Consider the following 25,981-nt stretch of genomic DNA (forward strand, 5'->3'; position numbering starts at 1 on the left):
GCCCCTCAGGCGGCTGCCGGCTGCAGCGCTGCCCTGAGCAGCATGCCGAAGAGGTCGCGCGGCTCGTCGGGATCGGCGAGCAGGTCGAGCTCCTCGTAGAGGCCGGTGGCCTGAAGCTGGTCTCTGATATAGCGCAGTGCGGAAAAATCCTCGGTGGCGAAGCCGACGGAATCGAACAAGGTGATCTGTTCCGCCGTCTTGCGGCCTTCCGCCTTGCCGGTCATCACCTGCCACAACTCGGTCACCGGATGGTCGGCGTGGAGCTGCTGGATTTCGCCCTCGATGCGCGTCTGCGGCGAGAACTCGACGAAGATGTCGGAGCGCAAAAGGATGTCGCGGTGCAGTTCCGTCTTGCCGGGGCAGTCGCCGCCGACCGCGTTGATGTGCACGCCGGAACCGACCATGTTGTCGGTCAGAATGGTGGCGGACAGCTTGTCGGCGGTCACCGTGGTGATGATGTCGACTCCTTCCACAGCATCCTGGCCGGTGGCGCAGATGGTGATGTCAAAGCCTTTGCCGGCGAGGTTGCGGGCGCATTTTTCCGAAGCCGAGCGGTCGATGTCGTAGAGCCGCAGCCGGTCGATGCCGAGCAGCGCTTTGAAGGCGACAGCCTGGAATTCGGACTGGGCGCCATTGCCGATGATGGCCATCGAGCGCGCGCCTTTCGGCGCCAGATATTTGGCCGCGACAGCGGAGGTCGCCGCGGTGCGCAGCGCCGTCAGGATCGTCATTTCGGTGAGCAGCATCGGATAGCCGGAGCCGACATCGGCGAGCACGCCGAAGGCGGTGACGGTCTGGCGCCCCTCGCGCATGTTCTTGGGATGGCCGTTGACATATTTGAAGCCGTATAGCCGGCCGTCGCTGGTCGGCATCAGTTCGATGACGCCGTCATGGCTGTGCGAGGCGATGCGCGGCGTCTTGTCGAACAGCTCCCAGCGGCGAAAATCCTCCTCGATATAGGCGGCGAGTTCGGTGAGGAACCGCTCGACGCCGATGGTCAGCACCAGCTTCATCATGCGGTCGACGCTGACGAAGGGGACGATGGCAAGGCGGGAAGGCTGGGTCATGCAATGCTTCCGGAATGGCTGCGGGTCGGGCGGTCCATGATGCGCCGGCCCATCAGGCTGGCGGCGAGGTCGACAATCAGCGTGGCGGTGCGGCCGCGCTCGTCGAGGAACGGGTTGAGCTCGACCAGATCGAGGCTGGAGACCAGGCCGCTGTCGGACAGCATCTCCATCACCAGATGCGCCTCGCGGAAGGTGGCGCCGCCGGGCACGGTGGTGCCGACGGCCGGCGCGATGGAGGGGTCGAGGAAGTCGACGTCGAGGCTGACATGCAGCAGGCCGTTTTCCTTTTCGACGATGGCCAGGAAGGCGCGCAGCAAAGGTGCAACGCCGTGCTCGTCAATGGTGCGCATGTCGTGCACGGTAACCCCCGCTTCGCTCAGCGCCCGGCGCTCCGCCGGATCGACGCTGCGCAGGCCCATGACGCAGATGTGGGCAGGGTCGACGGCGACAGGCAGGTCCGGGAAATAACCGTTGAAGCCCGGCCGGCCGCTGGCATAGGCGAGCGGCACGCCGTGCAGATTGCCGCTGACGGTGGTATCGAGCGTGTGGAAATCGGGATGTGCGTCGAGCCACAGCACGAAGAGCGGCCGGCCGCGTTCGGCGGCGCGGCGGGCTATGCCCGACACCGTGCCGGCCGATATCGCGTGGTCGCCGCCAAGGAAGATCGGCATGGCGTCTCGCGAAGCCGCATAGGCGGTCTCGGCAATTGCCGCCGTCCAGGCGGAAATCTCCGGCAGGGCCTTCAGCGCGAGATTGCCGTGGACGATTGCGCGCACGGCGGCCGGTTGCACCGCGCCCCAGTCCTCGACCTCGTGGCCGAGTTCCGACAGCACCGAGACAAGCCCGGCCGTGCGCAGCGCGCTCGGCCCCATCTCGCATCCCATCCTGCCGGCGCCGTCCTGCACCGGCGCGCCAACGATCCTGCAGCGCATGGTTTTTGGTGTCCTTGCAAATTGATTGGGCAATTGATGCGTGGAATGAACCATCCTGGACCGGCAGTTTGAACAGGCGAAATTGGCATTTCGAGAAGAATGATTTATCAATTCGATAAGTCAGTTTGGTCAAAGTGGATAGAATGATGGACTTGCTCGACGAAAGGCTGGTCACGCTGCTCAGGCATGATGCCCGGCGCAGCATCTCCGATCTCGCGGTCGATCTCGGGGTGTCGCGCGCCACGGTCAGGGCGCGCATGGAGCGACTGGAAAAAACGGGCGAGATCATCGGCTACACGGTGGTGCTGCGCGCCGACGCCGTCGACCAGCGGATACGCGGCGTGATGATGATCGAGATCGAGGGCCATGCCGCCGACCGCGTGGTCCGGGCGCTCGGCGGTCTCGCTGAGGTTTCGACCATTCACACCACCAATGGCCGCTGGGACCTGGTGGTCGAACTCGGCACGGCCTCGCTCACCGATTTCGACGCGGTTCTGCGCCGAATCCGGCTAATCCCGGGGATAACCGGCAGCGAGACAAGTCTGCTGCTGGCAACGCCGAGGACGACAAGGGCGCGGCTGGCTTAGCCGCCGTTCCGGCCGGCGTGTTCACGCAAAGCTTTGGGCGGAACTGGCGAATGGGTCGCCTGGCTGACGAATCTCATTGGGGCCGCAGCTATCCTCCACATGACGGAGGAAGCCGGCATGACGCGAGATTGCACCAGCTTCAACGGTGCAAGGACCGGACGCTTGCCACAGGCCAAGGCTGATGGCAGGATAAAAGGCCGCAACGTGCGGCCTCTGGCGGCCGTTGTGTTTCGATGGATTATGAAGCATTTTCCCAAGGTGCGGGTTCTCCTCACAATGTGCGGCAGCCTCGTTTCGCCTTGGTCGCCCTTGATTTTTCGCAATGTGCGCTTTGCCTGCCTCAGGCCGCAGGGCATTTAATTCCACGGGGTCAAGCCTCATGACAGAGATTTGTGCTCGGGCCGTCTATCGTCGGCGAAGACAAGGCATGGCGCCACAATCAGCGCCCCTGGCATTCGTGACCTGGTGAAGAATGCCGTTGCGTACCTCTCGCCCCCATGTTTCAAAACAGGTCGATAGACCCGTGAGAATGGTTTCGAAGCCTGCGGGGTTGCCCACGGTCCGGCGAGAATTCTAAAAGACGTTCACAATGACACAGCACGCAAAAGACGCACGAATTCTCATGTACAGCCACGACACGTTCGGGCTCGGCCATTTGCAGCGTTGCCGAACGATCGCTCATTCGCTGGTCGGGGATTTCCGCGGACTTCAGGTGCTAATCATTTCGGGCGCCACCATCGCCGGCGCCTTCGACTACCGCGCCCGCGTCGACTTCGTGAAGATCCCCAGCGTCATCAAGTTGCGCAACGGCGAATACACCTCGCTGGAAAAGGACATCGATCTGCATGAGACGCTCAGGATGCGGCAGTCGATTATTCGCCACACAGCCGAGAGCTTCCGGCCGGATATCTTCATCGTCGACAAGGAACCGCTGGGGCTGCGCGGAGAGATCGAGGATACGCTGTCCTACCTCAAGACGCGGGGCACCACGCTCGTGCTTGGCCTGCGCGAGGTGATGGACGCGCCGCATTTGCTCGAAGCGGAGTGGGCACGCAGGGATGTGATGCGCAAGATTGGCCTGTTCTACGACAAGGTCTGGGTCTATGGCCCGCCGGATTTCTACGATCCGTTGACCGGCCTGGACGTGCCGCCGGCGGTCAGGGCAAAGATGAAGTTCGTCGGTTTCCTGCAACGGAGCCTGCAGCAGAACCAATTGCCCGGCCACCGGCCCGAGGGCGACTATATCCTGGTTACCACCGGTGGCGGTGGTGACGGCGCCGACCTGATCCACAACGTCATCGAGGCCTATCAGCAGGATCCGCGATTGCAGCACAGGGCGCTGATCGTGCTTGGGCCTTACATGCCGGCGCGCAAGCGCAACAAGCTGGTCAGGAAAGGGGCCAAGATCCCCTATGTCAAGATCATCGAATTCGACAACCGCATGGAAGAGCTGATTGCCGGCGCCAAGGCGGTGGTGGCGATGGGCGGTTACAACACCTATTGCGAGATACTGTCTTTCGACAAGCCGGCGCTGATCGTGCCGCGCGTCACGCCGCGCGAGGAACAGCTGATCCGGGCACGGCGCGCAGCCGAACTCGGCCTCATCGAGATACTTTTGCCCGAGGAGGCCGAGGATGCCCAGCGGTTTGCCGATGTGCTGCAGGTTTTGCCGGGCCGGCCCCGCCCATCGCAGAGCAATGCGCATCTGACTCTGGAAGGGCTGCCTCATATTTCCGAAATCGTCGCGGAACTGCTCGACCGCCGGGCCGGCCATCACCTTTCGGTCATTGAAGGCATGAACTGAGTTGCAACACCGCAAGATCGTCGTGGTTCTGAAGGGCTATCCGCGGCTGTCGGAAACCTTCATCGCACAGGAACTGCTCGGTCTCGAGCGTGCGGGGTTCGACCTGATACTTTTCGCGCTCAGGCGGCCGACCGACGCAAAACGTCATCCCGTGCATGACGAGATCAAGGCCCCCGTCCATTATCTGCCGGAATATCTGCACAGAGAGCCGCTGCGCGTGGTTCGATCGCTGTTTGCCTGTCTGCCGCGGCCTGGCTTCTGGCGCGCGCTCAAATCGCTCGCTGCCGATATCCGCCGCGACTTTACGCGCAATCGCGCGCGCCGCTTCGGGCAAGCGCTGGTGCTGGCGGCCGAATGGCCGCAAGATGCCGGATGGCTGCATGCCCATTTCGCGCACACGCCGGCATCGGTGACGCGCTATGCCAGCCAGCTTCGTGGCTTGCCCTGGAGCTGCTCAGCCCATGCCAAGGACATCTGGACGTCGGCGGACTGGGATCTGGCCGGCAAGCTTTCCTCGGCGCGCTGGACGGTCACGTGCACGAAAACCGGCTTCGACCATCTGAAAAAACTCGCCAACGGCAGTTCGTCCGTGCATCTGAGCTATCATGGGCTCGACCTTGACCGCTTCGGCAGTTTCGGCGAGGCGCGAAAACAGCGTGACGGCTCGGCGCCGGCCGAACCGGTCATGATCTTGAGTGTCGGACGCGCCGTTGAAAAGAAAGGCTATGATACGTTGCTGGAGGCTCTTGCCCTCTTGCCTGGCGATCTGGCGTGGTGTTTCGAGCATATCGGTGGCGGCGAGGAACTAAAACGGCTGAAGGCGCTGGCGCAAAGGCTCGGACTGGAGGGTCGCGTCTCCTGGAAAGGCGCGCTGGCGCAGGAGGAGGTGCTTGAGCACTACCGCAGCGCCGACATCTTCGCTTTGGCCTGTAGGATCACCGCGGATGGCGACAGGGACGGCCTGCCGAATGTTCTGGTGGAGGCGGCCAGCCAGCGGCTTGCCTGCGTGTCGACCGATATTTCCGGCGTGCCGGAGCTTTTGTCGTCGGATGAAACCGGGCTGCTGATTCCCTCGGAAAACCCGACTGCCCTGGCACAGGCGCTGGAGCGCCTGATCCGCGATCCCGTCCTCCGCGCCCGTCTCGGCGACGCCGCGGAGCGGCGCGTGCGAAGCAATTTCGATCATGTGGCAGGCATTGGACAGCTCAAGGAACTGTTCGAGCGGGAGTGGCGGGTCGCCGAATGAAGCGGCTGCGCGCTTTCTTCTATGTTCAGCACCTGCTCGGCATCGGCCATCTCGCGCGCGCCAGCCGCATTGCGGCGGCTCTGGTCGATGACGGGTTCGACGTCACCGTCGTGACCGGCGGAGCGCCGATCGCGGGATTTCCGGGATCGGGCGTAAAATCCGTGACCCTGCCGCCTGTCACCTCCGGTGACGAAGGATTTTCCGGACTTGTCGACCTGCAGGGCAAAGCCGTCGACGATGATTTCAAGACGCGGCGCTCAGACATGCTGCTGCAGGCTTTCCGGGATTACAGGCCCGACATCGTCATTATCGAGGCGTTTCCCTTTGGACGCCGGCAGATGCGTTTCGAACTCCTGCCGCTGATCGAGGCCATCGAAGCGACATCGCCCAGACCGCTGCTGGCGGCGTCCGTCCGCGACATCCTTCAGGAGCGCGTGAAGCCGAGCCGAAACGAAGAAACGGTCGATATCGTCAACAGGCATTTCGATCTTGTCATGGTCCATGGCGATCCGGCTTTCGCAACCATCGACAAGACATTTCCGCTGGCTGGGGCGATCAGGGCCGAGGTCGCCTACACAGGGCTCGTTGCCGCGCCGCCGGCGCAAGCGGCCTCAGAGCGCTTCGACGTTCTGGTGTCGGTTGGCGGCGGGGCGGCCGGAAAGAGCCTTGTCAGATCCACCGTCGCGGCGGCGCGAAGTGCCGATAACGCCTGGACATGGTGTTTGATCACCGGCCCAAACCTGCCGAAGGACGAGTTCGACGCGATTTCACGCGATGCCTCCCCACGCCTGTCCATCTTCCGGTTCCGCGAGGATTTCGCCAGCCTGCTGACCGGCGCCCGCCTGTCGGTCTCGCAGGCGGGTTACAACACGGTCTGCGATGTGATGCGCGCGGGGTGTCGCTCGCTGCTCGTTCCATTTGCAGCCGGCGGGGAAACCGAGCAGACGCGTCGCGCTCTGATGCTCGAAGAGCTCGGTCTTGCAACGGTGCTGACGGAACAGGACCTGACGCCTGAAGGTCTGGCGCATGCGATCGAGCAGGCGCTTGCGGGACCGCCGCCAGCCGCGCATCGTCTCGATCTGGAAGGGGCGCGGCGCTCGGCGCAAATCCTGTGCGAACGCTTCAAACAGTTCCAATCAGCATGAAGCGCGTATATTTTTTTGTCGGCAGTTCACCGGAGAACCTGATCTGCCGCAGCGCCGCCATGGCTTCGAAGGCTGCAAGTGACGCCACGCAGTTGATGTGCGTCGGCTCGCTGAAATAATCGTTCGACTGCAGCAGCACGTTCGTGCCCCGCGGAAGCAGGGCAAGCCAGGCGCTGAGGTCGGCTATGTGTTCGCAGCTCGTATTGACCACCAAGTCGGGCCCGCCGGCGGCATAGTCGAGTGCGTACATATCTGCCGTCAGCGCTTGAAACCGGTCGCCGGCTTGCCGGTTGAGTGTCCGGGCGACCGCGCCGACTTCGGGATCAATGTCGATGCTGTCGATCGCCGCGATGTCGAAGCGGGTGTCGTTGAAAAGCATCGCCGGCAATACGCCGTACCATCCACCCAGAACCCATATGCGCTCGAACCGGCCGCCGCAGCTTTCGAAAAGCCTGTCGAGCGCCCACATCTTGCAGGCGACCTGTTTGTGGTTGAAGGCGTTCGCGATATTGGCCTGCGGATGCTTGGCGATGACGCGCGCCAGCCCGGCCACGAGAGGGTGGTCGACATAGGCGGCAATTCCCCGCGTGAGGTCCAGGGCTTGCTCATGCCCATCCATGCCGGCATTGCGTGGTTGCGTGACATCCATCATATTCGTCTTCTATGTTGGGATTTCGGGCGACACAACGCAATCTTGCCTCTTGCCTGTTCGACTTGCGGACGCGACTGTGCCGCAAGCCGTTTCGCCATTGCCCGGAGGAGGCCGATTGAATTTGTCCGGACCATCGGCGCCCATCCGCTTGGCGCGCAGCTGCCGCTTTGAGCTCGTCGTTGGCGGCGAAGACATGGCCGATACACCATTTGCCAGCAGGTGCCTTTACATTCCGCATCCTTCAAACTGACAATCGCATATGGAAACCAGCCTAGCCCGCTATATCTGGACGCACACCAGGAAGCAGCAGCTCTGGATATTGATGATCGTCGTGCTTTCGATGGTCCCGTATTTCATGTCGTTCGACCTGCCGAAGCTGATCGTCAACGGCCCGATCCAGGGCAAGGGGTTCGAGCAACCGGGCGCGACCCTGCCATTCATGCGGTTGCACTATAACCTGCCGTTCATCGGCGAGGTCCAGTTCTTCTCCGGTTTTCAACTGGACCGCACCTCGACCCTGCTTGCGCTCAGCCTTGTGTTCCTCTTGCTGGTCGTCATCAACGGCTTGTTCAAGCTCTACATCAACACTTACAAGGGCCGGCTCGGCGAACGCATGCTGCGGCGTATTCGTTTCGATCTGGTCGATCGTGTGCTGCGGTTTCCGCCGGTTTACTTCAAGCGGGTGAAATCCGCCGAAGTGGCGACCATGGTGAAGGACGAGGTGGAGCCGCTGGGCGGCTTCATTGGCGATGCCTTCCTGCAGCCGGTGCTGCTCGGCGGCCAGGCGCTGACGGCCATGCTGTTCATCATGGTCCAGAACGTCTGGCTCGGAATGATAGCGGTCGTGATCGTGGCGATCCAGATCGTGCTTATCCCGCGAATGCGGCGGCGGCTGCTCGTGCTCGGGCGCCAGCGGCAGTTGACGGCGCGCGCGCTTTCAGGCCGGGTTGGCGAAATCGTCGACGGCATCGGCGCGGTTCACGTCCACGATACGTCGAACTACGAGCGCGCCGACATAGCAGCCCGGCTCGGGCTCATCTTCAAAATCCGCTTCGATCTTTACCAATGGAAATTCATGGTAAAGTTCCTCAACAATTTTCTCGCGCAGCTCACGCCCTTTCTGTTCTACATGATCGGTGGCTATCTGGTCATCCAGGGGCGGTTGGATGTCGGCCAGCTCGTGGCCGTGATCGGCGCTTACAAGGACTTGCCCGGACCGATGAAGGAACTGATCGACTGGGATCAGGACCGGCAGGATGTCCAGGTCAAATATCAGCAGGTCGTCGAACAGTTCACCGTCGAGAATATCATCGCGCCGGAAATCGGAGCACTGACGGTCGACGATCCCGATCCGATGACCAAGCCGCTGTCGGCGGTCAGCCTGTCGATAGCAGACGATGGCGGCGCAATGCTCCTCAATCGCATCTCGCTCGAGGTCAAGCCGGGTGAGACGGTGGCGCTGGTCAGCACCGCAACAGGGGGAGCGGAGGCGCTTGCGGAAGCCTTTGCGCGGCTGACCTGGCCGGACAGCGGAAGGATCGTTTCGGGCTCCGATGACTTGCTCGATCTCCCCGAAGCCGTGACCGGCCGGCGCATGTCCTACGCTTCGTCGGATGTTTTCCTGTTCCAGGCAAGCCTGCGCGACAATTTGCTCTACGGGTTGAAGCATGCGCCGCTGACATCGGTGACATATGACGGCGCCGCGGCGGACCAGCACCGTTGGAATATCGACGAGGCGCGCCGGTCGGGCAATCCGGATCTCGATATCCGCAGCGACTGGATCAACTATGCCTCCGCCGGCGCCACCGGCCCGCACGACCTCTTTGAAGCCGTGCGCCGGGTGCTCGACGCGGTTCTTCTGTCGCGCGACATTCTGGATCTAGGCTTGCGCTCTTCGGCCGACCTCAAGCGCCACACGAAGCTTGCCGGGCGGATCGTCGAATTGCGTGCGGCGCTGCGAACCCGGTTGGAGGAAGAAGGCCTGAGCGCGCTGGTGGTTCCTTTTGAACCGGGCGCCTACAACAAGGAAGCGACGATCGGCCAGAACCTGCTCTTCGGCGCTGCGGCCGGCCCCGAACTGGCTCACAAGGCACTGGCGTCCAATCCCTATTTTGCTTCCGTGCTGAAGCAAGCCGGCCTCGACCGCACGCTCTACGAAATGGGCATGGAGATCGCCGAACAGGCGATCGAGCTGTTTGCCGACCTGCCGCCCGAACACCAGTTCTTCCAGCAGCTCGCCTTCATGAGCGCCGAGGAGATACCCGCCTACGAAACCTTGCTGCAACGGCTCAAGAATCGCCCCTACGATGCGGTTTCGGAGAACGACCGCGCCATGATGGTCACCTTAAGCTTTGCCTATATCGAGCCCCGGCATCGCTTCGGCCTGTTGACCGACGAGCTGATGAGCAAGATCATCGCTGCACGCAACCAGTTCTATGAAAACCTGCCGGCCGAGCTGGAGAAAGCTGTCGAACGGTTTGACCCTGCCAAATACATCGCCGCGGCCACCGTCATGGACAACGTCCTGTTCGGGCGTGTCGGCAACAACCATCCCGACGCGCCGGACCGCATTCGCTCCATCGTCTATGATATTCTTGACGAACTGGGGCTTTATGCCGAGCTTCTGGATGTCGGCCTGGACTTCAACGTCGGCGCCGCCGGCAGGCGGCTGACCGGCGGACAGCGACAGAAGCTCGATGTTGCCCGCGCCTTGCTCAAGCGTCCCGATTTCCTCATTCTCAATCGGCCGCTGTCGGCGCTCGACCAGCGCGTGCAGGACAAGGTGTTGCGGAATGTGCTCGACGAAGCCAGACGCGACGGCCATTCGCCGGCAATTGTGTGGGTGGTGACGAATCCGGCAATGGCGGCGATGTTCGATCGGGTTGTGGTCTTTGACTCAGGCCAATTGGTGGAAGACGGAACACACGAGACACTCTTGGCGGGAAACGGTATCTTCAAGGAACTTGTGTCATAGTCTGGCAAACGCGAATTCAGGAAGGTTTGCGACAATGCTGCTCAAGGATGAAGTTGGAATGCTGCAACGCGTTCCCTTGTTCTCTGGCATCGAGCCGACAAAGCTCAAGCTGCTCGCGTTCACGTCCGATCGCGTGAACTACAGTGCCGGCCAGATTCTTTTCCGGCAGGGCGACGAGGCAGACGCCGCCTATGTCATCCTTTCGGGCAGCGCGGATATTCTGGTCGATTCCGACAATGGGCCGATCAAAGTTGCCGAATTGCTGCCAAATTCGATCGTTGGCGAGATTGCCATATTGTGCAACAGCTCCCGTACTGCCACCGTCAAAGCGGCAAGTGAGCTGGAGGCCTTGAGAATCCGCAAGGACCATTTCCTGAGGCTTATGAAGGAGTTTCCCGAAATGACCATCGAGATATTGCGGGTTCTTGCCGATAGGCTAAGCAGTACGACCGCGGACCTGATCGACGCACGAACGGCCGAGAGCGATTCACAGTTGCACTGAAGCGGCGAGCCGCTCTGTTTCTTTGTTTTGATGCAGTTTCCGGAACCGTGTCACACCTTTCCTGGAACGACTCTGGCAGCAGTTGGTTGGCTACGATGGGCGAAAGGGTGCATGGACGACGATTTCTTCCTTGTCAGGTTTTGGGGCGTGCGCGGCAGCATTGCGGTGTCGGGGCCAGAATTTGCTCGCTATGGCGGCAACACGATCTGCATCGAGATGCAATGCGGCAAGCATACGCTTCTGTTCGACGCGGGCTCCGGCTTGCGGCCTGCCGGCAGGACGCTTCGGGCGGCGGGCGTCACCGATTTCGACCTGTTTTTCACCCATTGCCACTACGACCACGTCATCGGGCTGCCGGCTTTCAAGCCTATTTATGAACGAGGCATCAAAGTTACGCTTTGGTCCGGGCATCTGGCTGGACGCATGACGACGCGGCAGATGGTCGATGAATTCATTCGGCCGCCATGGTTTCCGGTGACACTCGGTGTCTGCAAGGCGAGCCTCGACTGCCGCGATTTCGCATCCGGAGACCTGCTTCGGCCACGCGAAGGAGTTGTTGTACGAACCGGTAGTCTTACCCATCCGGGCGGCTGCATCGGCTACCGTGTCGAATGGGGGGGCCGCGTCGTGGCGGTCATCACAGACACCGAGCACGAGCCGGGCAAACTCGACCAGGCGGTGCTCGGCCTGATCAGAGATGCCGACCTCGTCATCTACGACTGCACCTACACCGAGGAGGAAATGGAGCGCTACCGCGGCAACGGGCACTCGACATGGCAACAGGGCGTCAAGCTCTGCGAGGCGGCCGGCGCGCGCGGGCTTGCGCTGTTTCACCACGATCCGGCACGCACCGACGATGAGCTGGACGAGATGGAGAAACTGGCCAAGGACAGATTTTCCGGCGCTTTTGCGGCGCGGGATGGCCAGACGCTCACATTTCCAGTCTTGCACAAAAAGCGCTGAGCTATTTTCCGGCGCTGCGTTCTGTCAGTGTGCTGATCGGAAGCCATGCGCAGGCTTCTGCCCGCGCGGTGATCGTGAACAGCCGTTCGAGGAAAAGCCAAGCCGATTCATCATGGACGAGATGGTGGGTGAGCAGGCCGACCGGTTCGCCGCCGTCGAATGCACGCTGCAATTGCGCGACGATGGCCTGAACCAACAGACCATGATCGCGGCAGCCGCGCGTGCCATGCCAATCCATGATGTCGACATTGCTGTTGATGACCGCCAGGGAAGCCGGCCTTGACGGCCCGAACACCGACAATGTCGCAAATCCTATCGATCCGAGGTCGGGTACCAGGCCGGCGTCGATCCGGTTCCAGGGCGGCACCAGCATCGGAACCGCACGTGCGCCGTGCAGGCCGGTTACACGCGACAGTCCGCCGGCCAGCTCATCCAGCACCACCTCGCGTGGCCGATGCGCGCCGAGCTCCTGCTTTTTTTGACCCTCGGGGGCATGATTTCGGTGCGCCCAGCCATGAATGACAACCGTGGCATGCGGCGCCGCGTCAAGCCGGACGACTAGCTTCCCGTCGGTCTGGGCCGGAATGACGGCCAGAGTGACCGGAACCGCGAAGTCACCGGTGAGGTCGAGCAACCGATCGAGCGCCGGCGTAGGATCCACGGCGTCATCGTCGCGCAGCCAGAACTCTGCCTTGCGGCCCGCCCGTTGCCGGTGCGCCAGCTCGTCCACCAGGGGCTGCCAAATCGGGTCGGATGTCATGACAACGGGATCATCTTGAGAAGTTCCGCCAGACGGGCCTTTGCAGCACCGAGAGAGCGTTCTTCGAGAACGAAACGTCTGGCCTCTGCAGCCATGATGGTTCTTTCGTCATTGTTGGCCAGAAGCCTTGCAATTGCGGAAGCGAACGCCGCTACATCGCCTGGCGGGGTGAGAAACCCGGTCTGGCCATGCCGCACGACCTCCGGCACGCCGGCAACGTCCTGAGCCACCACCGGAAGGCCGGCGGCCTGTGCTTCAAGATAGGCAATGCCATAGGCCTCGCCGTAACCCGGCCAGACGTAGATTCCCCCGCGATAGAGGACATCCGGCACGGCGACCGGCTCAATCGCGCCAAGCCATTCGATACGGTCGGCGGGCAAGCCGGCGAATTGCGCCTTTACCTCGTCACGGGCAGGTCCGTCCCCGACGACCGACAGCGTCCAGGGGAGGTGGCCGATCAACCCGAGCGCCTGCGCCAGCATGCGATAGCTCAAGACCTTGTCGCCCGGGCGCATCATGGCGACGGTCACGAGGCGCGTCGGATAATCCAGTACCGGCATTTCGTAGAATGCCGATGTGTCGATGAAGGGTGAAAGCATACCGAGAGCGGCGTGGGGAACAGCATCCGCCAGCCCCTGGCGATCCCTTTGCGTGAAGCAGATGTTCAGCGCCGCCTGCTCTATGGCTCGCGCCACCAATGCCTGGCTATCGGCCCACGAACCGGCGTTGCGCCGTTCGGAATAGGAGGCTTCGGCCGTCACATAGGGGACGGCAAAGGCCAACGCCAGCTCGGGCCCGATCAGGTCGGGCGCCTTGTAGTAGGGATGATAGGAGAACCAGAGATCGGGCTTGCCGTCGCGGTCCCAAAGCCTTGTCAGTCGCGCGGCTTCGTCCCGGGCCTCGATCATGAGCGCATCGAAACTTTTCGGTTCCGGCTGGCGTAGATAGAAGCGCAACTCCGATGCCAGTTCGACGCTATGCCCGCCATGCTGCAGCGCCTGGACCAGCATCCGTGCCATCTGGCGGTCGCCGGAGACAACGGGATGATTGGGCGACTTCAGCGGGGCGTAGAAGGCAATTCGCATCGCGCGATCCTATCATCGCAAAGCCTGCCCAAGTCAATTTCGAGGCATGATCGACTTCACCTTCAAGCGTTGGAATGTGCTATCTGATGCTTATGGAAACAGCTGTCGCGTCCGACCCGTTCGTCGCTTCTTTGCCGGTCTTCGCAAAGTTCGAAAGCGTTGCCGATATCGACAACTATCGGCCTCTCCCCGATGGCTGGGCGCTGGCCACCGCCGACATCGTCGGCTCGACCAAGGCGATCGAAGCCGGGCGCTACAAAACCGTCAATATGGCCGGCGCCAGCGTCATTTCGGCGCTGCTCAATGCACTGGGCCGGCAAGATCTTCCCTTCGTCTTCGGCGGCGACGGCGCGCTCGTGGCGTTTCCCGGCTCGGCGCTGGAGATCGCCCGTAACGCGCTGGCTTCTGTCCAGAGATGGGTGGCGGACGAACTGGACCTGACCTTGCGTGCCGCAATCGTGCCGATAAAGGACATAAGAGCGCAAGGCCTCGACGTTCGCGTGGCGAGGTTCCAGGCCTCCGAAGCAGCCTTCTATGCCATGTTCGCCGGCGGCGGCGGCAGTTGGGCGGAAGCCGAAATGAAAGCCGGGCGCTACCGCGTCGACCCCGCCCCGGCCGGCGCGCGGCCGGATCTGACCGGCCTCTCCTGCCGCTGGAACCCGATCGAAGCCCGGCATGGCGAAATTGTCTCGATCATAGCCGTGCCCGGGGCATCGCGCGACTTGCGTGGTTTCCAGTTTCTGGCTTCCGACATCATCGCCCTTGCCGGCAGGCAGGAGCGCGATGGCCACCCGGTGCCGGTGGACGGTCCGGCCTATAGTCTCTTGCCCGCCGGTCTCGATGTCGAGGCACGGGCCACGGCGCCGCCGGGGCGGCGGTGGCTGGCCAAGCTGTGGGTGATCTTCCTGATGACGCTTACGGCCGTCACCGACAAATTGGGCTGGACGATCGGCGGTTTCGACCCGAAGGTCTACAAACGCGAGGTGGCCAGCAATTCGGATTTCCGCAAGTTCGACGACGGCTTGAAGATGACCATCGACGTCGACGCGGATGTGTTGCAGCGGATCGAGAACCGGCTGAAACAAGCGGAAGAGGCCGGCATCTGCAACTATGGCCTGCACCGCCAGAAGTCGGCCTTGATGACATGCCTCGTCATCTCGCCGCTGCAGCGCGATCATGTTCACTTCATCGATGGCGCCGCCGGCGGCTATGCAATGGCTGCCGCAAGCCTGAAGGCGAAGGCGCCGGTCTGATGACGGCTTGGGGAATCGATTTTCCGCAATGCGCCGCGGCCATGGTTCTTGGGACCCGGCGAGCCCAACGGTGCCTGAGCCGACCAATTATTTGCGCGATGTCAGGATCGGGATTGCACTTCGCCGGCAGCCTCGCCACATAGTGTTGCAGGTGATTTGTGCGGTCGACGTCTGCTTGCTTCCTGCAAGGACAGTCATTCGGGATATTCTTCGCCGGCTTCTGCCCCCGAAGCCGGCTTCATTGACTTCGAGAATTTTGCGGATCAAAGGAGATGGCTCGTCTTCGACGGGTTTCGAGATAGCATGAGCACAGCGCAAGCAGAAATTTCCAACATTCTCATGGATAAGGTTGCCGATTGGCTGACCCAATCGGCGCTGGCGGGCGACGACCTGGAAACATTGGTCAAGGGTTTTTGTGAACGGCTGGCTGCTGCCGGCCTGCCGCTGAAGCGGGTGCATTTGAGCTTCTCGATGCTGCATCCGCTTTATGACGCGCTCGGTTTCACCTGGATTCGCGGCCAAGGCCTGGAAGTGGAAGGCTTCCGGAGTGAGAACGGCGTCCATTCCGACAGATTCCTGACCAGCCCATACTACCATCTGCTCAGCAACAAGCTCGACCATCTGCGGCGCCGGCTCGAGCCGTCGGTGCGGTCGGAGTTTCCTGTTTTCGATGAGCTCAGGCTTATGGGCGTCACCGATTACATGGCTTTCGTCCATCCCTTCAACGGCGATACAAGTCAGGGCATGTTGGGGTCCTGGTCCACCGACAGTGCTTCAGGCTTCAGCGACAGCATGATTTCGGCGCTGCTGCGGATCCAGAACCATCTCGCCATCGCAAGCAAGATGGCGGTGCTCACCAAGCTCGCCGACAACATGATGACCACGTATCTCGGCGGTGACGCCGGCAGGCGCGTGCTGGACGGCCAGATCAAGCGCGGCGAGGGCGACACAATCCGGGCCGCGCTGGTGATGGGCGATATGCGCGGGTCGACAAGGCTCGCCGAAACCTCCGGCCGCGAAGTCTATATCGATACGCTGAACCAGTTTTTCGATGCCATCGCAGCACCTTTCAATCGCAAAGGCGGGCAGATCATGAGTTTCCTGGGGGATGGATTCATTGCCGTCTACCCCTGCGAAAGGCACCGGGCGCAGTCAGAGATCGCCTGCCAGGCTGCTCTTACGGCTGCGCACAAGGCCAGCATGCGCATGATGGAGCTCAATCTGCGCAGAAAAGAGCAAGGACTGGGCGACATAAAATTTGGTATCGGCCTGCATGTCGGCAATGTGATGTTCGGCAATGTCGGGCTTACCGACCGACTCACATTCTCCGTCTTCGGCTCGGCTGTAAACGAGGTCCAGCGTCTCCAGACCCTGACTAAGAAATATCCGCACAGCGTTCTCGCCAGCAAGGACTTCGCCGGCTATTGCGGGGCCAACAGCTGGCTGACGCTCGGCGAGGAGGAACTGGCGGGCAGCAAGCAGAAGCTGACGGTGCTTTCACCCGATCTGTCGGGTGCTCTCGCACTCGATGAAGACGCTGCGCTGCAGCCGTTTCACGATCGGATATCGGACGCCGAGCAGGTCATGCTGCTTCATCGCGATGCCGCGCGGCTGTCGGCGGGCGACCGGAGGAAGCTCCAGTAGTCACCACCATCCGATCTGGACGCCCTGGTATGCTGTCCGGCCGCCGGTCGCCGGAGAATTCGTTTCGAATCCAAGTTGCTCTGCGCTGACAATGCGCTAGTCTTGCTTTTTGGGGCCGGTCGGGAGGCGCCAGATTGGGGCTGGTGTGGGAATGGATGCAGGCGTTGATCTGCTGCGGATCGAGGATGTTGGCATCTCTTTTGCCATTGTCGGGGGACCGTTGCATGCCGTCAGGCGGGCAAATCTTCGCGTCCTGCCCGGCAAGGTCACCGCACTTGTCGGTGAGTCCGGTTCCGGAAAATCGGTTCTCAGCCAGGCCGTGATGGGCATCTTGCCGAACACGGCCCATGTTCGCGGCCGTATCCTGTTTTCCGATCCCAAAAAGCCCGGCACGACGCAGGATATCCTGCAGATGCCGCGAGACGGACCCGAAATCCGGGCGTTGAGAGGCAGCCGCATCGGCAAGATCTTTCAGGAGCCGATGACATCGCTGTCGCCGCTGCACACGATCGGCAACCAGGTCAGCGAATCCCTGCAGATTCATACGCACATGGATCGGACGGAGCGCAAGGCACGGACCGAGGAAATGCTCGGCCTCGTCGGGTTTCCCAATCCCAAGCGCGCCTACGACATGTATCCATTTGAACTTTCGGGAGGATTGCGGCAACGCGCTATGATCGCCATGGCGCTTATCTGCCGGCCCGCTCTGTTGATCGCCGACGAGCCGACGACGGCGTTGGACGTCACCATCCAGGCGCAAATCCTGCAATTGCTTCGTGGACTCCAGACCAAGCTCAACATGGCAATGCTGCTGATCACGCACGACCTCGGCGTGGTCGCCAATGTCGCCGACGAGGTGGTCGTCATGTACCATGGCGAGATCATGGAAGCAGGCCCTGTGGAGGCAATATTCCGCCGGCCAGGCCACCCTTACCTGAAGGGCCTCATGGCAGCCGTTCCGCATTTCGACCTGAAGCCTGGCGAAAGACTGAAGGCGCTCCGCGAGGTGCCGGTGAATGTCGGGACCCTGCTGGGCAAGCAGACGGCGCCGGAAGCGAAGGGGCCGGACGACATTCTGCTGTCGGTCAGGGATCTGAAAAAGGTCTACACCATCCGCAACTCCGGATGGTTCAGCGGGAGCCATCAGACCTCTGTTCGCGCCGTGGACGGCGTCAGCTTCGACATCAGGCGAGGTGAGTGCCTGGGCCTGGTTGGCGAAAGCGGTTGCGGCAAAACCACCGTCAGCAAGATCCTGATGCGGGCCGTCACCCCTACCGGCGGCTCCGTGATCTTCAACGGCCGCGACGGACCGATCGACGTCCTGGAAGCCGAGGGAGACGCCCTGCGCTTGCTGCGGGCGAAACTCCAGATGGTTTTCCAGGATCCGGTCTCGTCGCTTTCGCCTCGCATGACGGTGGAAAACATCTTGAGCGAGCCGCTGGAAATCCATCAACGTGGCAATGCCGCGTCCCGGCTAGCCACGGTCAAGAGCCTGATGCAGGCAATCGGGCTCGATCCGCGCTTCATCCAGCGTTATCCCCACAGCTTCTCCGGCGGGCAGCGTCAGCGTATCGGCATTGCGCGCGCCTTGGCGCTGGGGCCTGAACTGCTGATCTGCGACGAGCCGGTTTCGGCGCTCGATGTCTCCGTGCAGGCGCAGATCCTGAACCTTCTGAAGGACCTGCAGAAGGAACTGGGCCTGACCTACCTGTTCATATCCCACAATCTGGCGGTGGTGGACTACATGGCGGACCGCATCGCGGTGATGTGCGGCGGGCGTATCGTCGAGCTTGCACCGCGCGAAATTCTGCTCAGGAAACCGATCCACCCCTACACGCGCTCGCTGCTCGCCGCAGTCCCCTTCCCCGATCTCGACCGGCCGATGGATTTTAAGACGCTGAAGCTCGGCGGCGCTTCCGACACCAGCGCATGGGGCCCGCAATTCCGCGACGAGGGCGAAGAGGATATGCTGTCGCCGCTCGATCTCGGCGGCGGCCATCTCGTGCTGGCCCGACGTTCGGCCGATGTCAGCGAGTTACGCCATTGATCAGCCGCCGCACTGTCCTTGGTCTCATGGCTTCGGCATTTCTGCCGGGCACGGCGCGCGCCGGCGATCTGGAGCCGGATTTTCTTCAGCCGCAGCTGAAAGCCAGGGCTCTGCCGCCACTCGCGGAGCGCCTGCCCAAAAGCCCGCGCGCGTTGAACCTCGCGGCGATGGGCCGGCAGCCCGGCCAGTATGGCGGCACGCTGCGTACGATCATCGGCAGCCAGAAAGATATCCGGATGATGACGATCTACGGGTATTCCCGGCTGGTCGGTTATGACGAAAAACTTAACTTGCATGCCGACATTCTCGAAAGTTTCGACGTAGCGGATGATCGCATCTTCACTTTCAAGATACGGGAAGGCCATAAATGGTCCGACGGCAGCCTGCTGACGCCGGAGGATTTTCGCTATTGCTGGGAAGATGTCTGGCTGAACGATGAGCTTTCGCAAGGGGGGCTCGCCCCGACCCTGCTGGCGGACGGCCAGCCGCCGCGCTTCGAGATCGTCGATCCGCTGACGGTGCGCTACAGTTGGGACGCGCCCAATCCCGACTTCCTGCCCAAGCTCGCTGCTGCCGCGCCGATATCGCTCGTTCTGCCGGCCGCCTATCTCAAGCAGTTCCACAAGAAATACCAGGATCCATTCCGGCTCGCCGGCCTGATGAAGGAGAACCGGGCCAAGAAATGGACGCTCCTGCATATCCGCATGTCGCGGCAGTATCGCCCAGAGAACCCGGAATTGCCGACGCTCGATCCCTGGCGGAACCGGACCAAGCCGCCAGCCGAGCAGTTTATCTTCGAGCGCAACCCGTTCTTTCATCGAATAGACGAGAATGGCCGGCAACTGCCCTATGTCGACCAGATCATCATGAATGTCAGCTCGTCGGCGATCATCTCGGCCAAGACCGGTGCGGGGGAGAGCGACCTGCAATGCATGGGAATTGACTTCAGCGATTACTCGTTCCTGAAGGATGCGGAGAAGCGCTACCCGGTGAAGATGCATCTATGGAAACGCACTCAGGGCTCGCGGCTGGCGCTGCTGCCCAATCTGAATTGTGCCGACCCGGTGTGGCGTGCCCTTTTGAGAGACGTGCGCGTGCGCCGCGCACTTTCGCTTGCTGTAGACAGGCGTGAGATCAACATGGCCGTGTTCTATGGATTGGCGCAGGAAAGTGCCGATACGGTGTTGCCGGAGAGCCCGCTCTACCGGCCGGAATACGCGAAAGCCTGGATCGCCCATGATCCCGACAAGGCCAATGCCCTGCTAGACGAGGTCGGGCTTCAGGCCCGTGACGATGACGGCGTGCGGATGCTTCCGGATGGACGCCCGGCGCAGATCATCGTGGAAACGGCCGGCGAAAGCACGCTGGAAACCGACGCGCTCGAACTTATCACCGATCACTGGCGCAAGATCGGCATCGCTTTGTTCATCCGGACTTCGCAGCGCGACATCTTCCGCAGCCGCGCGCTTGGCGGCCAGATCATGATGTCGATGTGGTCGGGCATCGACAATGGCGTGCCGACCGCCGACATGAATCCGTACCAACTGGCCCCCACCATCGACGACCAATTGCAGTGGCCGCTCTGGGGTGCTCACTATCTGTCCCATGGCAAGATGGGTGAGGCGCCCGATCTTCCTGAAGTGGTCGAGTTGATGGCTTTGCTCAAGCGATGGAACGGATCGACCGAAGCCAGCGAGCGCGCCGAAATCTGGAACTCCATGCTGTCGATCTACACCGATCAGGTGTTTTCAATAGGCACGGTGAACGCAACGCATCAGCCGATTCTGGTATCCTCGCGGCTGCGCAACCTGCCTGACAAGGCACTTTTCGGCTATGACCCGACCTCCTATTTCGGTGTCTACATGCCGGACACATTCTGGCTTGGAGGCTCCTGAGCGTGCTTCGATATCTTGTCTGGCGCATCGCCGTGATGGTTCCAACGCTGCTGGTCATATCGGCGCTGGTGTTCACCATCATCGAACTTCCACCGGGCGACTATTTCGACAGCTATGTCGCTGAGCTTCGGGCCCAGGGCGAAGCGGTGGATTCCGACCGCATCCAGATGATGCGCAAGGAATATGGTTTCGACCAGCCGCCGGTCATTCGCTACTTCTACTGGGTGGGCGGGATGCTGCACGGCGATTTCGGCTATTCCTTCGAATATGAGCTGCCGGTTCGCGACGTCGTGGGCGACCGAATGTGGCTGACCGTGCTGGTTTCCTTCGTCACGATCATCTTCACCTGGCTCATCGCCTTTCCGATCGGCATGTACTCCGCCACGCATCAATACAGCTGGGGCGACTACGGCCTGACTTTCTTCGGCCTTCTCGGCCTTGCCATTCCGAATTTCATGCTGGCGCTGATCCTGATGTATTTCGCCAACATCTGGTTCGGCACGTCCATCGGCCACCTCATGGACCAGCAATATCTCGGCGAGCCGATGAGCTGGGCCAAGGCGAAGTCGATCCTCGCCCATCTCTGGATCCCGGTCCTGATCATCGGCACCGGCGGCACGGCGAGCATGATCCGGCGGCTGCGCGCCAATCTGCTCGACGAACTGCACAAGCAATATGTCGTTACGGCGCGCGCCAAGGGCCTGCATCCGTTCAAGGCGCTGGTCAAATATCCGCTGCGCATGGCGCTCAATTTCTTCATTTCCGACATCGGCTCGATCCTGCCGGCCATCATCTCCGGCGCTGAGATCACGGCTATCGTTTTGTCTTTGGAAACGACCGGGCCGATGCTGATCAAGGCGCTGCAAAGCCAGGATATGTATCTGGCAGGGTCATTCCTGATGTTCCTTGCCTTCCTGACGGTTATCGGCGTGCTGATTTCCGACCTGGCGCTGGCGCTGCTTGATCCACGAATTCGTTTGCAGGGTGGCAGCACCAAATGAAGCAGGACTCGCCGCTGCCCGCTCCGGGTGCTCCACTGCAACACTACATTTCCGGCGCGCCCTTCGACCTGCAGTCGGTCGAGGCGATGACGCCGGAGCAATCGAAGGTCTTTCAGGCATCGCAGTTGCGGCTGATGTGGTGGAAATTCCGCAAACACCGGCTTGCGCTTATATCCGGCATATTCCTGGCAGTGCTGTATTTAGGGATACTGATCTGCGAGTTCCTGGCGCCCTACAATCTGCACTCGCGCAACATGGACTACATCTATGCGCCGCCGCAGCACGTGCACCTGTTCCACAATGGCGAGTTCGTCGGGCCGTTCGTCTATGGCCGCCAGATGACGCTGGATATGGACACGCTCAAGCGGAACTACATCGAGAAGCACGACGATGTTCAGCGGCTCCGTTTCTTCTGCCAGGGCGACACTTATCGGTTCTGGGGCCTGATCGAAGGTGACAGGCATTTTGTCTGTCCTGCCGAGAACGGCCAACTCTTTCTGGCCGGCACCGACAGGCTGGGGCGCGACGTGCTCTCACGCATGATCTATGGCGCACGCATTTCACTGACTATCGGCCTCGTCGGCATCAGTTTCAGCTTCCTGCTCGGCATCGTCATCGGCGGGCTGGCCGGCTATCACGGCGGTATCTTCGACCTGATCGTCCAACGGATAATCGAAGTCCTGCAATCGATTCCCAGCATTCCGCTATGGCTGGCCCTGGCGGCGATCATGCCGATAACCTGGAGTCCGATCCTGATCTATTTCGGCATCACCGTCATCCTCGGGCTGCTCGACTGGACCGGACTGGCGCGGGCCGTGCGTTCAAAGCTTCTGGCCTTGCGCGAGGAGGATTACGTTCTGGCGGCGCAGTTGATGGGCGCCGGAAGCAGCCGCATCATCAGGCGGCATCTCATTCCCGGCTTCATGTCGCATCTGATCGCGACGGCGACGCTCTCCATCCCTGGCATGATCCTGGGCGAAACGGCGCTGAGCTTCCTCGGGCTCGGCCTGAGGGCGCCGATAACCAGCTGGGGCATCCTGCTCACCGAGGCGCGCAGCGTCAGCGTGATCGCGTTCTATCCATGGCTGCTTTTGCCGATGCTGCCGGTCATCCTCGTTGTCATGTCGTTCAACTTCCTCGGCGACGGCTTGCGGGACGCTGCAGACCCCTACAAGTGATATCGCTGTTCCACCGCGCGGCCTGCCGAACACTCCACCCGGTATGACGCTTGTCGGCGGCCGGTTGCGTTATTGCAGGGTTCGTCGTTCGCCTTTATATGCAGCAAGCCTCGATCGGGGCTGCTGGTTCAGGACACAAAATCGCATATGAGTCGCCTCGATAATTTCATCAGCAGGATGACCGCGCAGCGCGACATTCTCAATCGAATCTGCCCCGAGGTGGCGAAGATGGAGGGGCTTGTGCTTGAGCTCGGCCTCGGCAATGGCCGGACATTCCACCATCTGCGCGAGCTTCTGCCCGGGCGCCGGATCGTGGTGTTCGACCGCGAAGTTGGCGCGCACACTAGCTCAATTCCCGAAGCTGAAAACCTCGTGCTCGGCGAAATACGCGAGACGGGCCGCAAGTTCATTGGCATCGAAGCCGCCCTTGTTCATGCCGACATTGGCACCGGCTATGACGATCGCGATGCAGTGACCGCTACCTGGCTTCCCGATCTGATTGCGAGCCTGCTTCGCGTCGGCGGCTTCGCGGTCAGTGGCACGCCGCTCGATCACCCGCTGCTGCAACACCTCCCGGCGCCCACTTCGGAGCCCGCCGACCGTTATTTCCTCTGCAAGCGCGTGTGAGCGGCAGAGAACTCTTCAGGGGATCGTATAAACCGCAATCTCCCGCTCGATGCCGCGCAGCGAGACCTCGTGCGGCACGGGCGTCAGCGCGTTCCTGTGCAACAGATCGGCGGTGAGATTATCGTCGACCACCGCACGCGTGGCGAAGATCGCCTGTGCGTTGGCGAGGTTCTGGACCCGCGAAGCAATGTTGACCGTCTGGCCGAAATAATCCTGCCGCTCGTTCATGGACACGGCTATGCAGGGGCCGGCGTGAACACCGATCTTGAGCAGAAGGTCCTCGCGCCCGCTTTTGTCATTGAGCGCCCGCATGGCGTCGCGCATCCGCAGCGCCGCGGCAATCGCACGGTCAGGCGTCGCGAAGGTCGCCATCACCGCATCGCCGATCGTCTTCACAACCGCGCCTGCCTCCGCCGCGACGATCTCGTGCAGAACCTGGAAGTGCTCGCGTACGAGATCGAAGGCTGAAAGATCGCCCACCCGCTCGTAAAGCTCGGTCGATCCGCGCAGATCGGTGAACAGGAAGGTCAGGCTGGTGATCTTCAGGCGCTGGTTGATGTCGAGCGTATCCGTGCGATAGAGATCCCGGAACGTCTGGTTGGTGAGCAGGCGCTTGGCGGTCACGAAGGGCCGGCGCTTGCCCAGGAAATCATGCAATACCGGGCAGGCGATGAAGACCGTCGGCAGCACGCGCGTGTCGGTCCTGTTTTCCAGCGAAATGCGCAATGGGCCGGGTTGCATCTCCAGCGTCTGGCTCTGGACATGGTCCCGGTCGAAGGCCAGAGAGAGGTTTCGCCGCTCTTTTGCCGGTTCGCCCTTCGCGTCGATGAACTGGGCCGAATGCGTGACCGGCTCGAAGACGATGATGAATTGGGGCGGAAGCTGGATGTGCAGAACCGCCTTTTCACCGGGCGCAAGCTCGATATCTTCCAGCGAGAACGCTTCCATCTTTTCCGCCAGATCCTCGTCCGGCAGATCGGCCCCGGACGCCCAGTAGATCTGGCGGTAATATTCCACCAACGGCAGTTCGTGTGGATTGTGGGCGGCAATCCTGCGCACGCGGGGACTGACGGTGAATGTCACCTCGACCATCTCGTCGAGGGTCGGCGAATAGCCCTGGGAGCACAGCGCGCAGGTGTATTCGTCCTTCTGCATGGTTTTCAGCGTGGCGTTGGTGTCGAGCACGCCGCCACAGCCGGGGCACAGAACATTCCAGGAAATGTCGAAGATGCCCACCCGCGCCGCATGGAGAAAGGCGCTTATGGTGCGTTCCTCGTCGAGGCCATGCTTGCTGGCGAAGGCCAGCGCATTGATGCGGCAAAGTTCGCGGTCCTTGCCCTCGGCGATGGTTTGCCGGATTGCGTCGATTGCCTGCGGATCGACATCGGTCGATTGCCGCAGAAGCGAGAACAGATCCTGAGCTTCGGTCATCGTGCAGGCTCCGGAAATTGCGCCGCTAGAGCATGATGCCGAAAGGTGTGAAGCGGTTTTCGGACGACATCATGCTCTTCCTGATTCAGAGGCGGATTCAGATTTCAGGTCGGACAGACCTGAAATCATCCGGCTCTAGGCGTGTTGGCCGGACCGATCTTCGACCCGAACGCTCCATCATACTGCGAAATGGACCGGACGGCCATTCGAATGGACAAGCCTGGTGACAGGTCAATTTCCATTTGTTGAATTCCAAACTATGATAGCCCATGGGGCATTCATCTCTGGGGTTTTCTCCATGCCGACACGCGACAACCCGCCATTTCCGGCGGCCCTGCGCCTTTTCTCGGCGGGGGTCATCATCGTCCTGATCGTCGGGGCCGGCCTGTTTTTCGCGCCTGCGCTGGTCAAGCCGCGCTGGCCCTGGGCCGTCACGCCGTTCAATGCCCGCTTCCTCGGCGGCTTCTACACCGCCGAAATGGCAGTGATGGCGTCGCTGCTGGTCTGGAATCGCTGGTCGCCCGGCAGGCTCGTGCTGGTCATGGCCTTCATCTTCACCGTCATCGTGTCGGCGGCTTCGTTCATCAATCTCGGTTATTTCAACTTCGAGCGCAAAGCCCCCTGGCTCTGGTTTCTGGTCTATCTTGCGTCAGCCGCGGTATCCGGGCTGTTCCTGTGGCGGGCAAGGGCCCGCCCTTCTGCAAAAGGCGTGATCTTGAACCCCGCATGGCGCGCCTACCTACCGGTGGAAATGACGATCCTCGGGGCCTACGGCGTCGGCCTGTTGCTGTTTCCCCTGACATTCGGTGGCTTCTGGCCATGGCCGATCGATGCCTTCCACGCCCAGGTCTACAGCGCCATCTTCCTCGCGGGTGCAGGCGGCACCTATCTCGTCTGGAGAAGTGCGCCGCGTGAGGAATTGCTGGTGCTCGGCCTGGCGCAGTTTCTGGTTGGCCTGCTTGCCGTCCTTGGCCTCGTCATCACCGACGCCGCCGTGCACCGGATCGACTGGACGGCGGCCGGGACATTGTGCTGGCTTGCCCTTTTCGGCTGGATCGGCATCAGCGGTATCCTCAAGCTCTGCGCCGCCCCCCGGCATTTTGCCCCGCAATCGGCATAGGTCTCAGAGACGGCTGGATTTTCAGGTGACGTCCGGTGCATCGTGCCGGGCATATTGCCTCTGTCCTT

The 25,981-nt window shown here is 61.6% G+C and carries 21 protein-coding genes; 15 read left to right on the forward strand and 6 right to left on the reverse strand.

Features of this window, described 5'->3' with window-relative positions:
• Positions 1-5: 5 nt before the first annotated feature.
• A complete protein-coding gene (gene ocd / locus NKH38_RS27990) occupies positions 6-1,067 on the reverse strand; it encodes an ornithine cyclodeaminase (protein ID WP_023692901.1) in 1,062 nt (353 codons plus the stop codon).
• Positions 1,064-1,999, reverse strand: a complete 936-nt coding sequence (gene rocF, locus NKH38_RS27995; protein WP_352764725.1) for an arginase — start codon at positions 1,997-1,999, stop codon at positions 1,064-1,066. Before rocF ends, ocd begins: the two co-directional genes overlap by 4 nt.
• Positions 2,000-2,145: 146 nt before the next feature.
• Here rocF and NKH38_RS28000 point away from each other — a divergent pair, with 146 nt between their 5' ends.
• The 4 genes from NKH38_RS28000 (at position 2,146) to NKH38_RS28015 (ending at position 6,781) form a co-directional block, all read left to right on the forward strand.
• Positions 2,146-2,586 carry an Lrp/AsnC family transcriptional regulator gene (locus NKH38_RS28000; RefSeq protein WP_023685065.1) on the forward strand — a complete coding sequence of 147 codons (441 nt, stop codon included), beginning with the start codon at positions 2,146-2,148 and terminating at the stop codon, positions 2,584-2,586.
• 589 nt (positions 2,587-3,175) lie between these two features.
• On the forward strand, positions 3,176-4,390 hold the full coding sequence (locus NKH38_RS28005; protein WP_352764729.1) for a glycosyltransferase family protein: 1,215 nt from the start codon (positions 3,176-3,178) through the stop codon (positions 4,388-4,390).
• A gap of 1 nt (position 4,391) precedes the next feature.
• Complete coding sequence (locus NKH38_RS28010) at positions 4,392-5,636, forward strand: glycosyltransferase (protein ID WP_023730304.1); 1,245 nt, start codon at positions 4,392-4,394, stop codon at positions 5,634-5,636.
• Positions 5,633-6,781, forward strand: a complete 1,149-nt coding sequence (locus NKH38_RS28015; protein ID WP_023730303.1) for a glycosyltransferase family protein — start codon at positions 5,633-5,635, stop codon at positions 6,779-6,781. The genes NKH38_RS28010 and NKH38_RS28015 overlap by 4 nt, the downstream gene beginning before the upstream one ends.
• Here the strand turns inward: NKH38_RS28015 and NKH38_RS28020 are convergent.
• Positions 6,759-7,430 (reverse strand): class I SAM-dependent methyltransferase, encoded by a 672-nt coding sequence (locus tag NKH38_RS28020; RefSeq protein WP_352764769.1) that lies wholly within the window; start codon positions 7,428-7,430, stop codon positions 6,759-6,761. The two genes, NKH38_RS28015 and NKH38_RS28020, sit on opposite strands and share 23 nt — an antisense overlap.
• Before the next feature lie 262 nt (positions 7,431-7,692).
• Between NKH38_RS28020 and NKH38_RS28025 the strand changes: the two genes are divergently transcribed.
• The 3 genes from NKH38_RS28025 to NKH38_RS28035 all read left to right on the forward strand — a co-directional run bounded on the left by NKH38_RS28025 (position 7,693) and on the right by NKH38_RS28035 (position 11,872).
• The gene (locus NKH38_RS28025; RefSeq protein ID WP_023710306.1) at positions 7,693-10,407 is read left to right on the forward strand and encodes an ABC transporter transmembrane domain-containing protein; all 2,715 of its coding nucleotides are present in this window, start codon (positions 7,693-7,695) and stop codon (positions 10,405-10,407) included.
• A 34-nt stretch (positions 10,408-10,441) separates the two neighbouring features.
• Positions 10,442-10,909: a cyclic nucleotide-binding domain-containing protein gene (locus NKH38_RS28030; RefSeq protein WP_023672144.1), complete on the forward strand. Its 468-nt coding sequence runs from the start codon at positions 10,442-10,444 to the stop codon at positions 10,907-10,909.
• A 111-nt stretch (positions 10,910-11,020) separates the two neighbouring features.
• Positions 11,021-11,872, forward strand: coding sequence for an MBL fold metallo-hydrolase (locus NKH38_RS28035; RefSeq protein WP_352764735.1), 852 nt, complete (start codon positions 11,021-11,023; stop codon positions 11,870-11,872).
• 1 nt (position 11,873) lies between these two features.
• Here NKH38_RS28035 and NKH38_RS28040 read toward each other — a convergent pair whose 3' ends face one another.
• Both NKH38_RS28040 and NKH38_RS28045 read right to left on the reverse strand, forming a co-directional pair.
• Positions 11,874-12,632, reverse strand: coding sequence for a polysaccharide deacetylase family protein (locus tag NKH38_RS28040; protein WP_352764738.1), 759 nt, complete (start codon positions 12,630-12,632; stop codon positions 11,874-11,876).
• The gene (locus NKH38_RS28045; protein WP_023732840.1) at positions 12,629-13,717 is read right to left on the reverse strand and encodes a glycosyltransferase family 4 protein; all 1,089 of its coding nucleotides are present in this window, start codon (positions 13,715-13,717) and stop codon (positions 12,629-12,631) included. The genes NKH38_RS28040 and NKH38_RS28045 overlap by 4 nt, the downstream gene beginning before the upstream one ends.
• A gap of 74 nt (positions 13,718-13,791) precedes the next feature.
• Between NKH38_RS28045 and NKH38_RS28050 the strand changes: the two genes are divergently transcribed.
• The 7 genes from NKH38_RS28050 (at position 13,792) to NKH38_RS28080 (ending at position 23,362) form a co-directional block, all read left to right on the forward strand.
• Entirely contained in the window at positions 13,792-14,970 is a 1,179-nt protein-coding gene (locus tag NKH38_RS28050; RefSeq protein WP_031196755.1) for a DUF3095 domain-containing protein, read from the forward strand.
• 303 nt (positions 14,971-15,273) lie between these two features.
• Positions 15,274-16,614 carry an adenylate/guanylate cyclase domain-containing protein gene (locus NKH38_RS28055; protein WP_352764742.1) on the forward strand — a complete coding sequence of 447 codons (1,341 nt, stop codon included), beginning with the start codon at positions 15,274-15,276 and terminating at the stop codon, positions 16,612-16,614.
• Between the two features lie 151 nt (positions 16,615-16,765).
• On the forward strand, positions 16,766-18,661 hold the full coding sequence (locus tag NKH38_RS28060; protein ID WP_023672138.1) for an ABC transporter ATP-binding protein: 1,896 nt from the start codon (positions 16,766-16,768) through the stop codon (positions 18,659-18,661).
• Positions 18,658-20,556, forward strand: coding sequence for an ABC transporter substrate-binding protein (locus NKH38_RS28065; RefSeq protein ID WP_352764747.1), 1,899 nt, complete (start codon positions 18,658-18,660; stop codon positions 20,554-20,556). The genes NKH38_RS28060 and NKH38_RS28065 overlap by 4 nt, the downstream gene beginning before the upstream one ends.
• A gap of 2 nt (positions 20,557-20,558) precedes the next feature.
• Positions 20,559-21,557, forward strand: coding sequence for an ABC transporter permease (locus NKH38_RS28070; RefSeq protein WP_023672136.1), 999 nt, complete (start codon positions 20,559-20,561; stop codon positions 21,555-21,557).
• Positions 21,554-22,735, forward strand: coding sequence for an ABC transporter permease (locus NKH38_RS28075; RefSeq protein WP_352764750.1), 1,182 nt, complete (start codon positions 21,554-21,556; stop codon positions 22,733-22,735). The genes NKH38_RS28070 and NKH38_RS28075 overlap by 4 nt, the downstream gene beginning before the upstream one ends.
• Positions 22,736-22,882: 147 nt before the next feature.
• Entirely contained in the window at positions 22,883-23,362 is a 480-nt protein-coding gene (locus NKH38_RS28080; RefSeq protein WP_023672134.1) for a class I SAM-dependent methyltransferase, read from the forward strand.
• 15 nt (positions 23,363-23,377) lie between these two features.
• On the opposite strand, the gene NKH38_RS28085 is transcribed toward NKH38_RS28080, so the two are convergent.
• A complete protein-coding gene (locus tag NKH38_RS28085) occupies positions 23,378-24,793 on the reverse strand; it encodes an adenylate/guanylate cyclase domain-containing protein (protein WP_023685078.1) in 1,416 nt (471 codons plus the stop codon).
• A 298-nt stretch (positions 24,794-25,091) separates the two neighbouring features.
• Between NKH38_RS28085 and NKH38_RS28090 the strand changes: the two genes are divergently transcribed.
• Positions 25,092-25,913, forward strand: a complete 822-nt coding sequence (locus NKH38_RS28090) for a hypothetical protein (protein ID WP_352764752.1) — start codon at positions 25,092-25,094, stop codon at positions 25,911-25,913.
• Positions 25,914-25,981 lie beyond the last annotated feature (68 nt).

Origin of the sequence: Mesorhizobium sp. M1078 (genome assembly GCF_040318615.1) — a bacterium.
GTDB lineage: Bacteria > Pseudomonadota > Alphaproteobacteria > Rhizobiales > Rhizobiaceae > Mesorhizobium.

Coding starts and splice junctions, on each gene's coding strand:
- rocF (WP_352764725.1), bottom strand. CDS start 1,999: ATGCGCTGCAGGATCGTTGGCGCGCCGGTGCAGGACGGCGCCGGCAGG.
- NKH38_RS28090 (WP_352764752.1), top strand. CDS start 25,092: ATGCCGACACGCGACAACCCGCCATTTCCGGCGGCCCTGCGCCTTTTC.
- ocd (WP_023692901.1), bottom strand. CDS start 1,067: ATGACCCAGCCTTCCCGCCTTGCCATCGTCCCCTTCGTCAGCGTCGAC.
- NKH38_RS28075 (WP_352764750.1), top strand. CDS start 21,554: ATGAAGCAGGACTCGCCGCTGCCCGCTCCGGGTGCTCCACTGCAACAC.
- NKH38_RS28025 (WP_023710306.1), top strand. CDS start 7,693: ATGGAAACCAGCCTAGCCCGCTATATCTGGACGCACACCAGGAAGCAG.
- NKH38_RS28055 (WP_352764742.1), top strand. CDS start 15,274: ATGAGCACAGCGCAAGCAGAAATTTCCAACATTCTCATGGATAAGGTT.
- NKH38_RS28000 (WP_023685065.1), top strand. CDS start 2,146: ATGGACTTGCTCGACGAAAGGCTGGTCACGCTGCTCAGGCATGATGCC.
- NKH38_RS28080 (WP_023672134.1), top strand. CDS start 22,883: ATGAGTCGCCTCGATAATTTCATCAGCAGGATGACCGCGCAGCGCGAC.
- NKH38_RS28040 (WP_352764738.1), bottom strand. CDS start 12,632: ATGACATCCGACCCGATTTGGCAGCCCCTGGTGGACGAGCTGGCGCAC.
- NKH38_RS28085 (WP_023685078.1), bottom strand. CDS start 24,793: ATGACCGAAGCTCAGGATCTGTTCTCGCTTCTGCGGCAATCGACCGAT.
- NKH38_RS28050 (WP_031196755.1), top strand. CDS start 13,792: ATGTGCTATCTGATGCTTATGGAAACAGCTGTCGCGTCCGACCCGTTC.
- NKH38_RS28030 (WP_023672144.1), top strand. CDS start 10,442: ATGCTGCTCAAGGATGAAGTTGGAATGCTGCAACGCGTTCCCTTGTTC.
- NKH38_RS28060 (WP_023672138.1), top strand. CDS start 16,766: ATGGATGCAGGCGTTGATCTGCTGCGGATCGAGGATGTTGGCATCTCT.
- NKH38_RS28015 (WP_023730303.1), top strand. CDS start 5,633: ATGAAGCGGCTGCGCGCTTTCTTCTATGTTCAGCACCTGCTCGGCATC.
- NKH38_RS28045 (WP_023732840.1), bottom strand. CDS start 13,717: ATGCGAATTGCCTTCTACGCCCCGCTGAAGTCGCCCAATCATCCCGTT.
- NKH38_RS28020 (WP_352764769.1), bottom strand. CDS start 7,430: ATGGATGTCACGCAACCACGCAATGCCGGCATGGATGGGCATGAGCAA.
- NKH38_RS28035 (WP_352764735.1), top strand. CDS start 11,021: ATGGACGACGATTTCTTCCTTGTCAGGTTTTGGGGCGTGCGCGGCAGC.
- NKH38_RS28005 (WP_352764729.1), top strand. CDS start 3,176: ATGACACAGCACGCAAAAGACGCACGAATTCTCATGTACAGCCACGAC.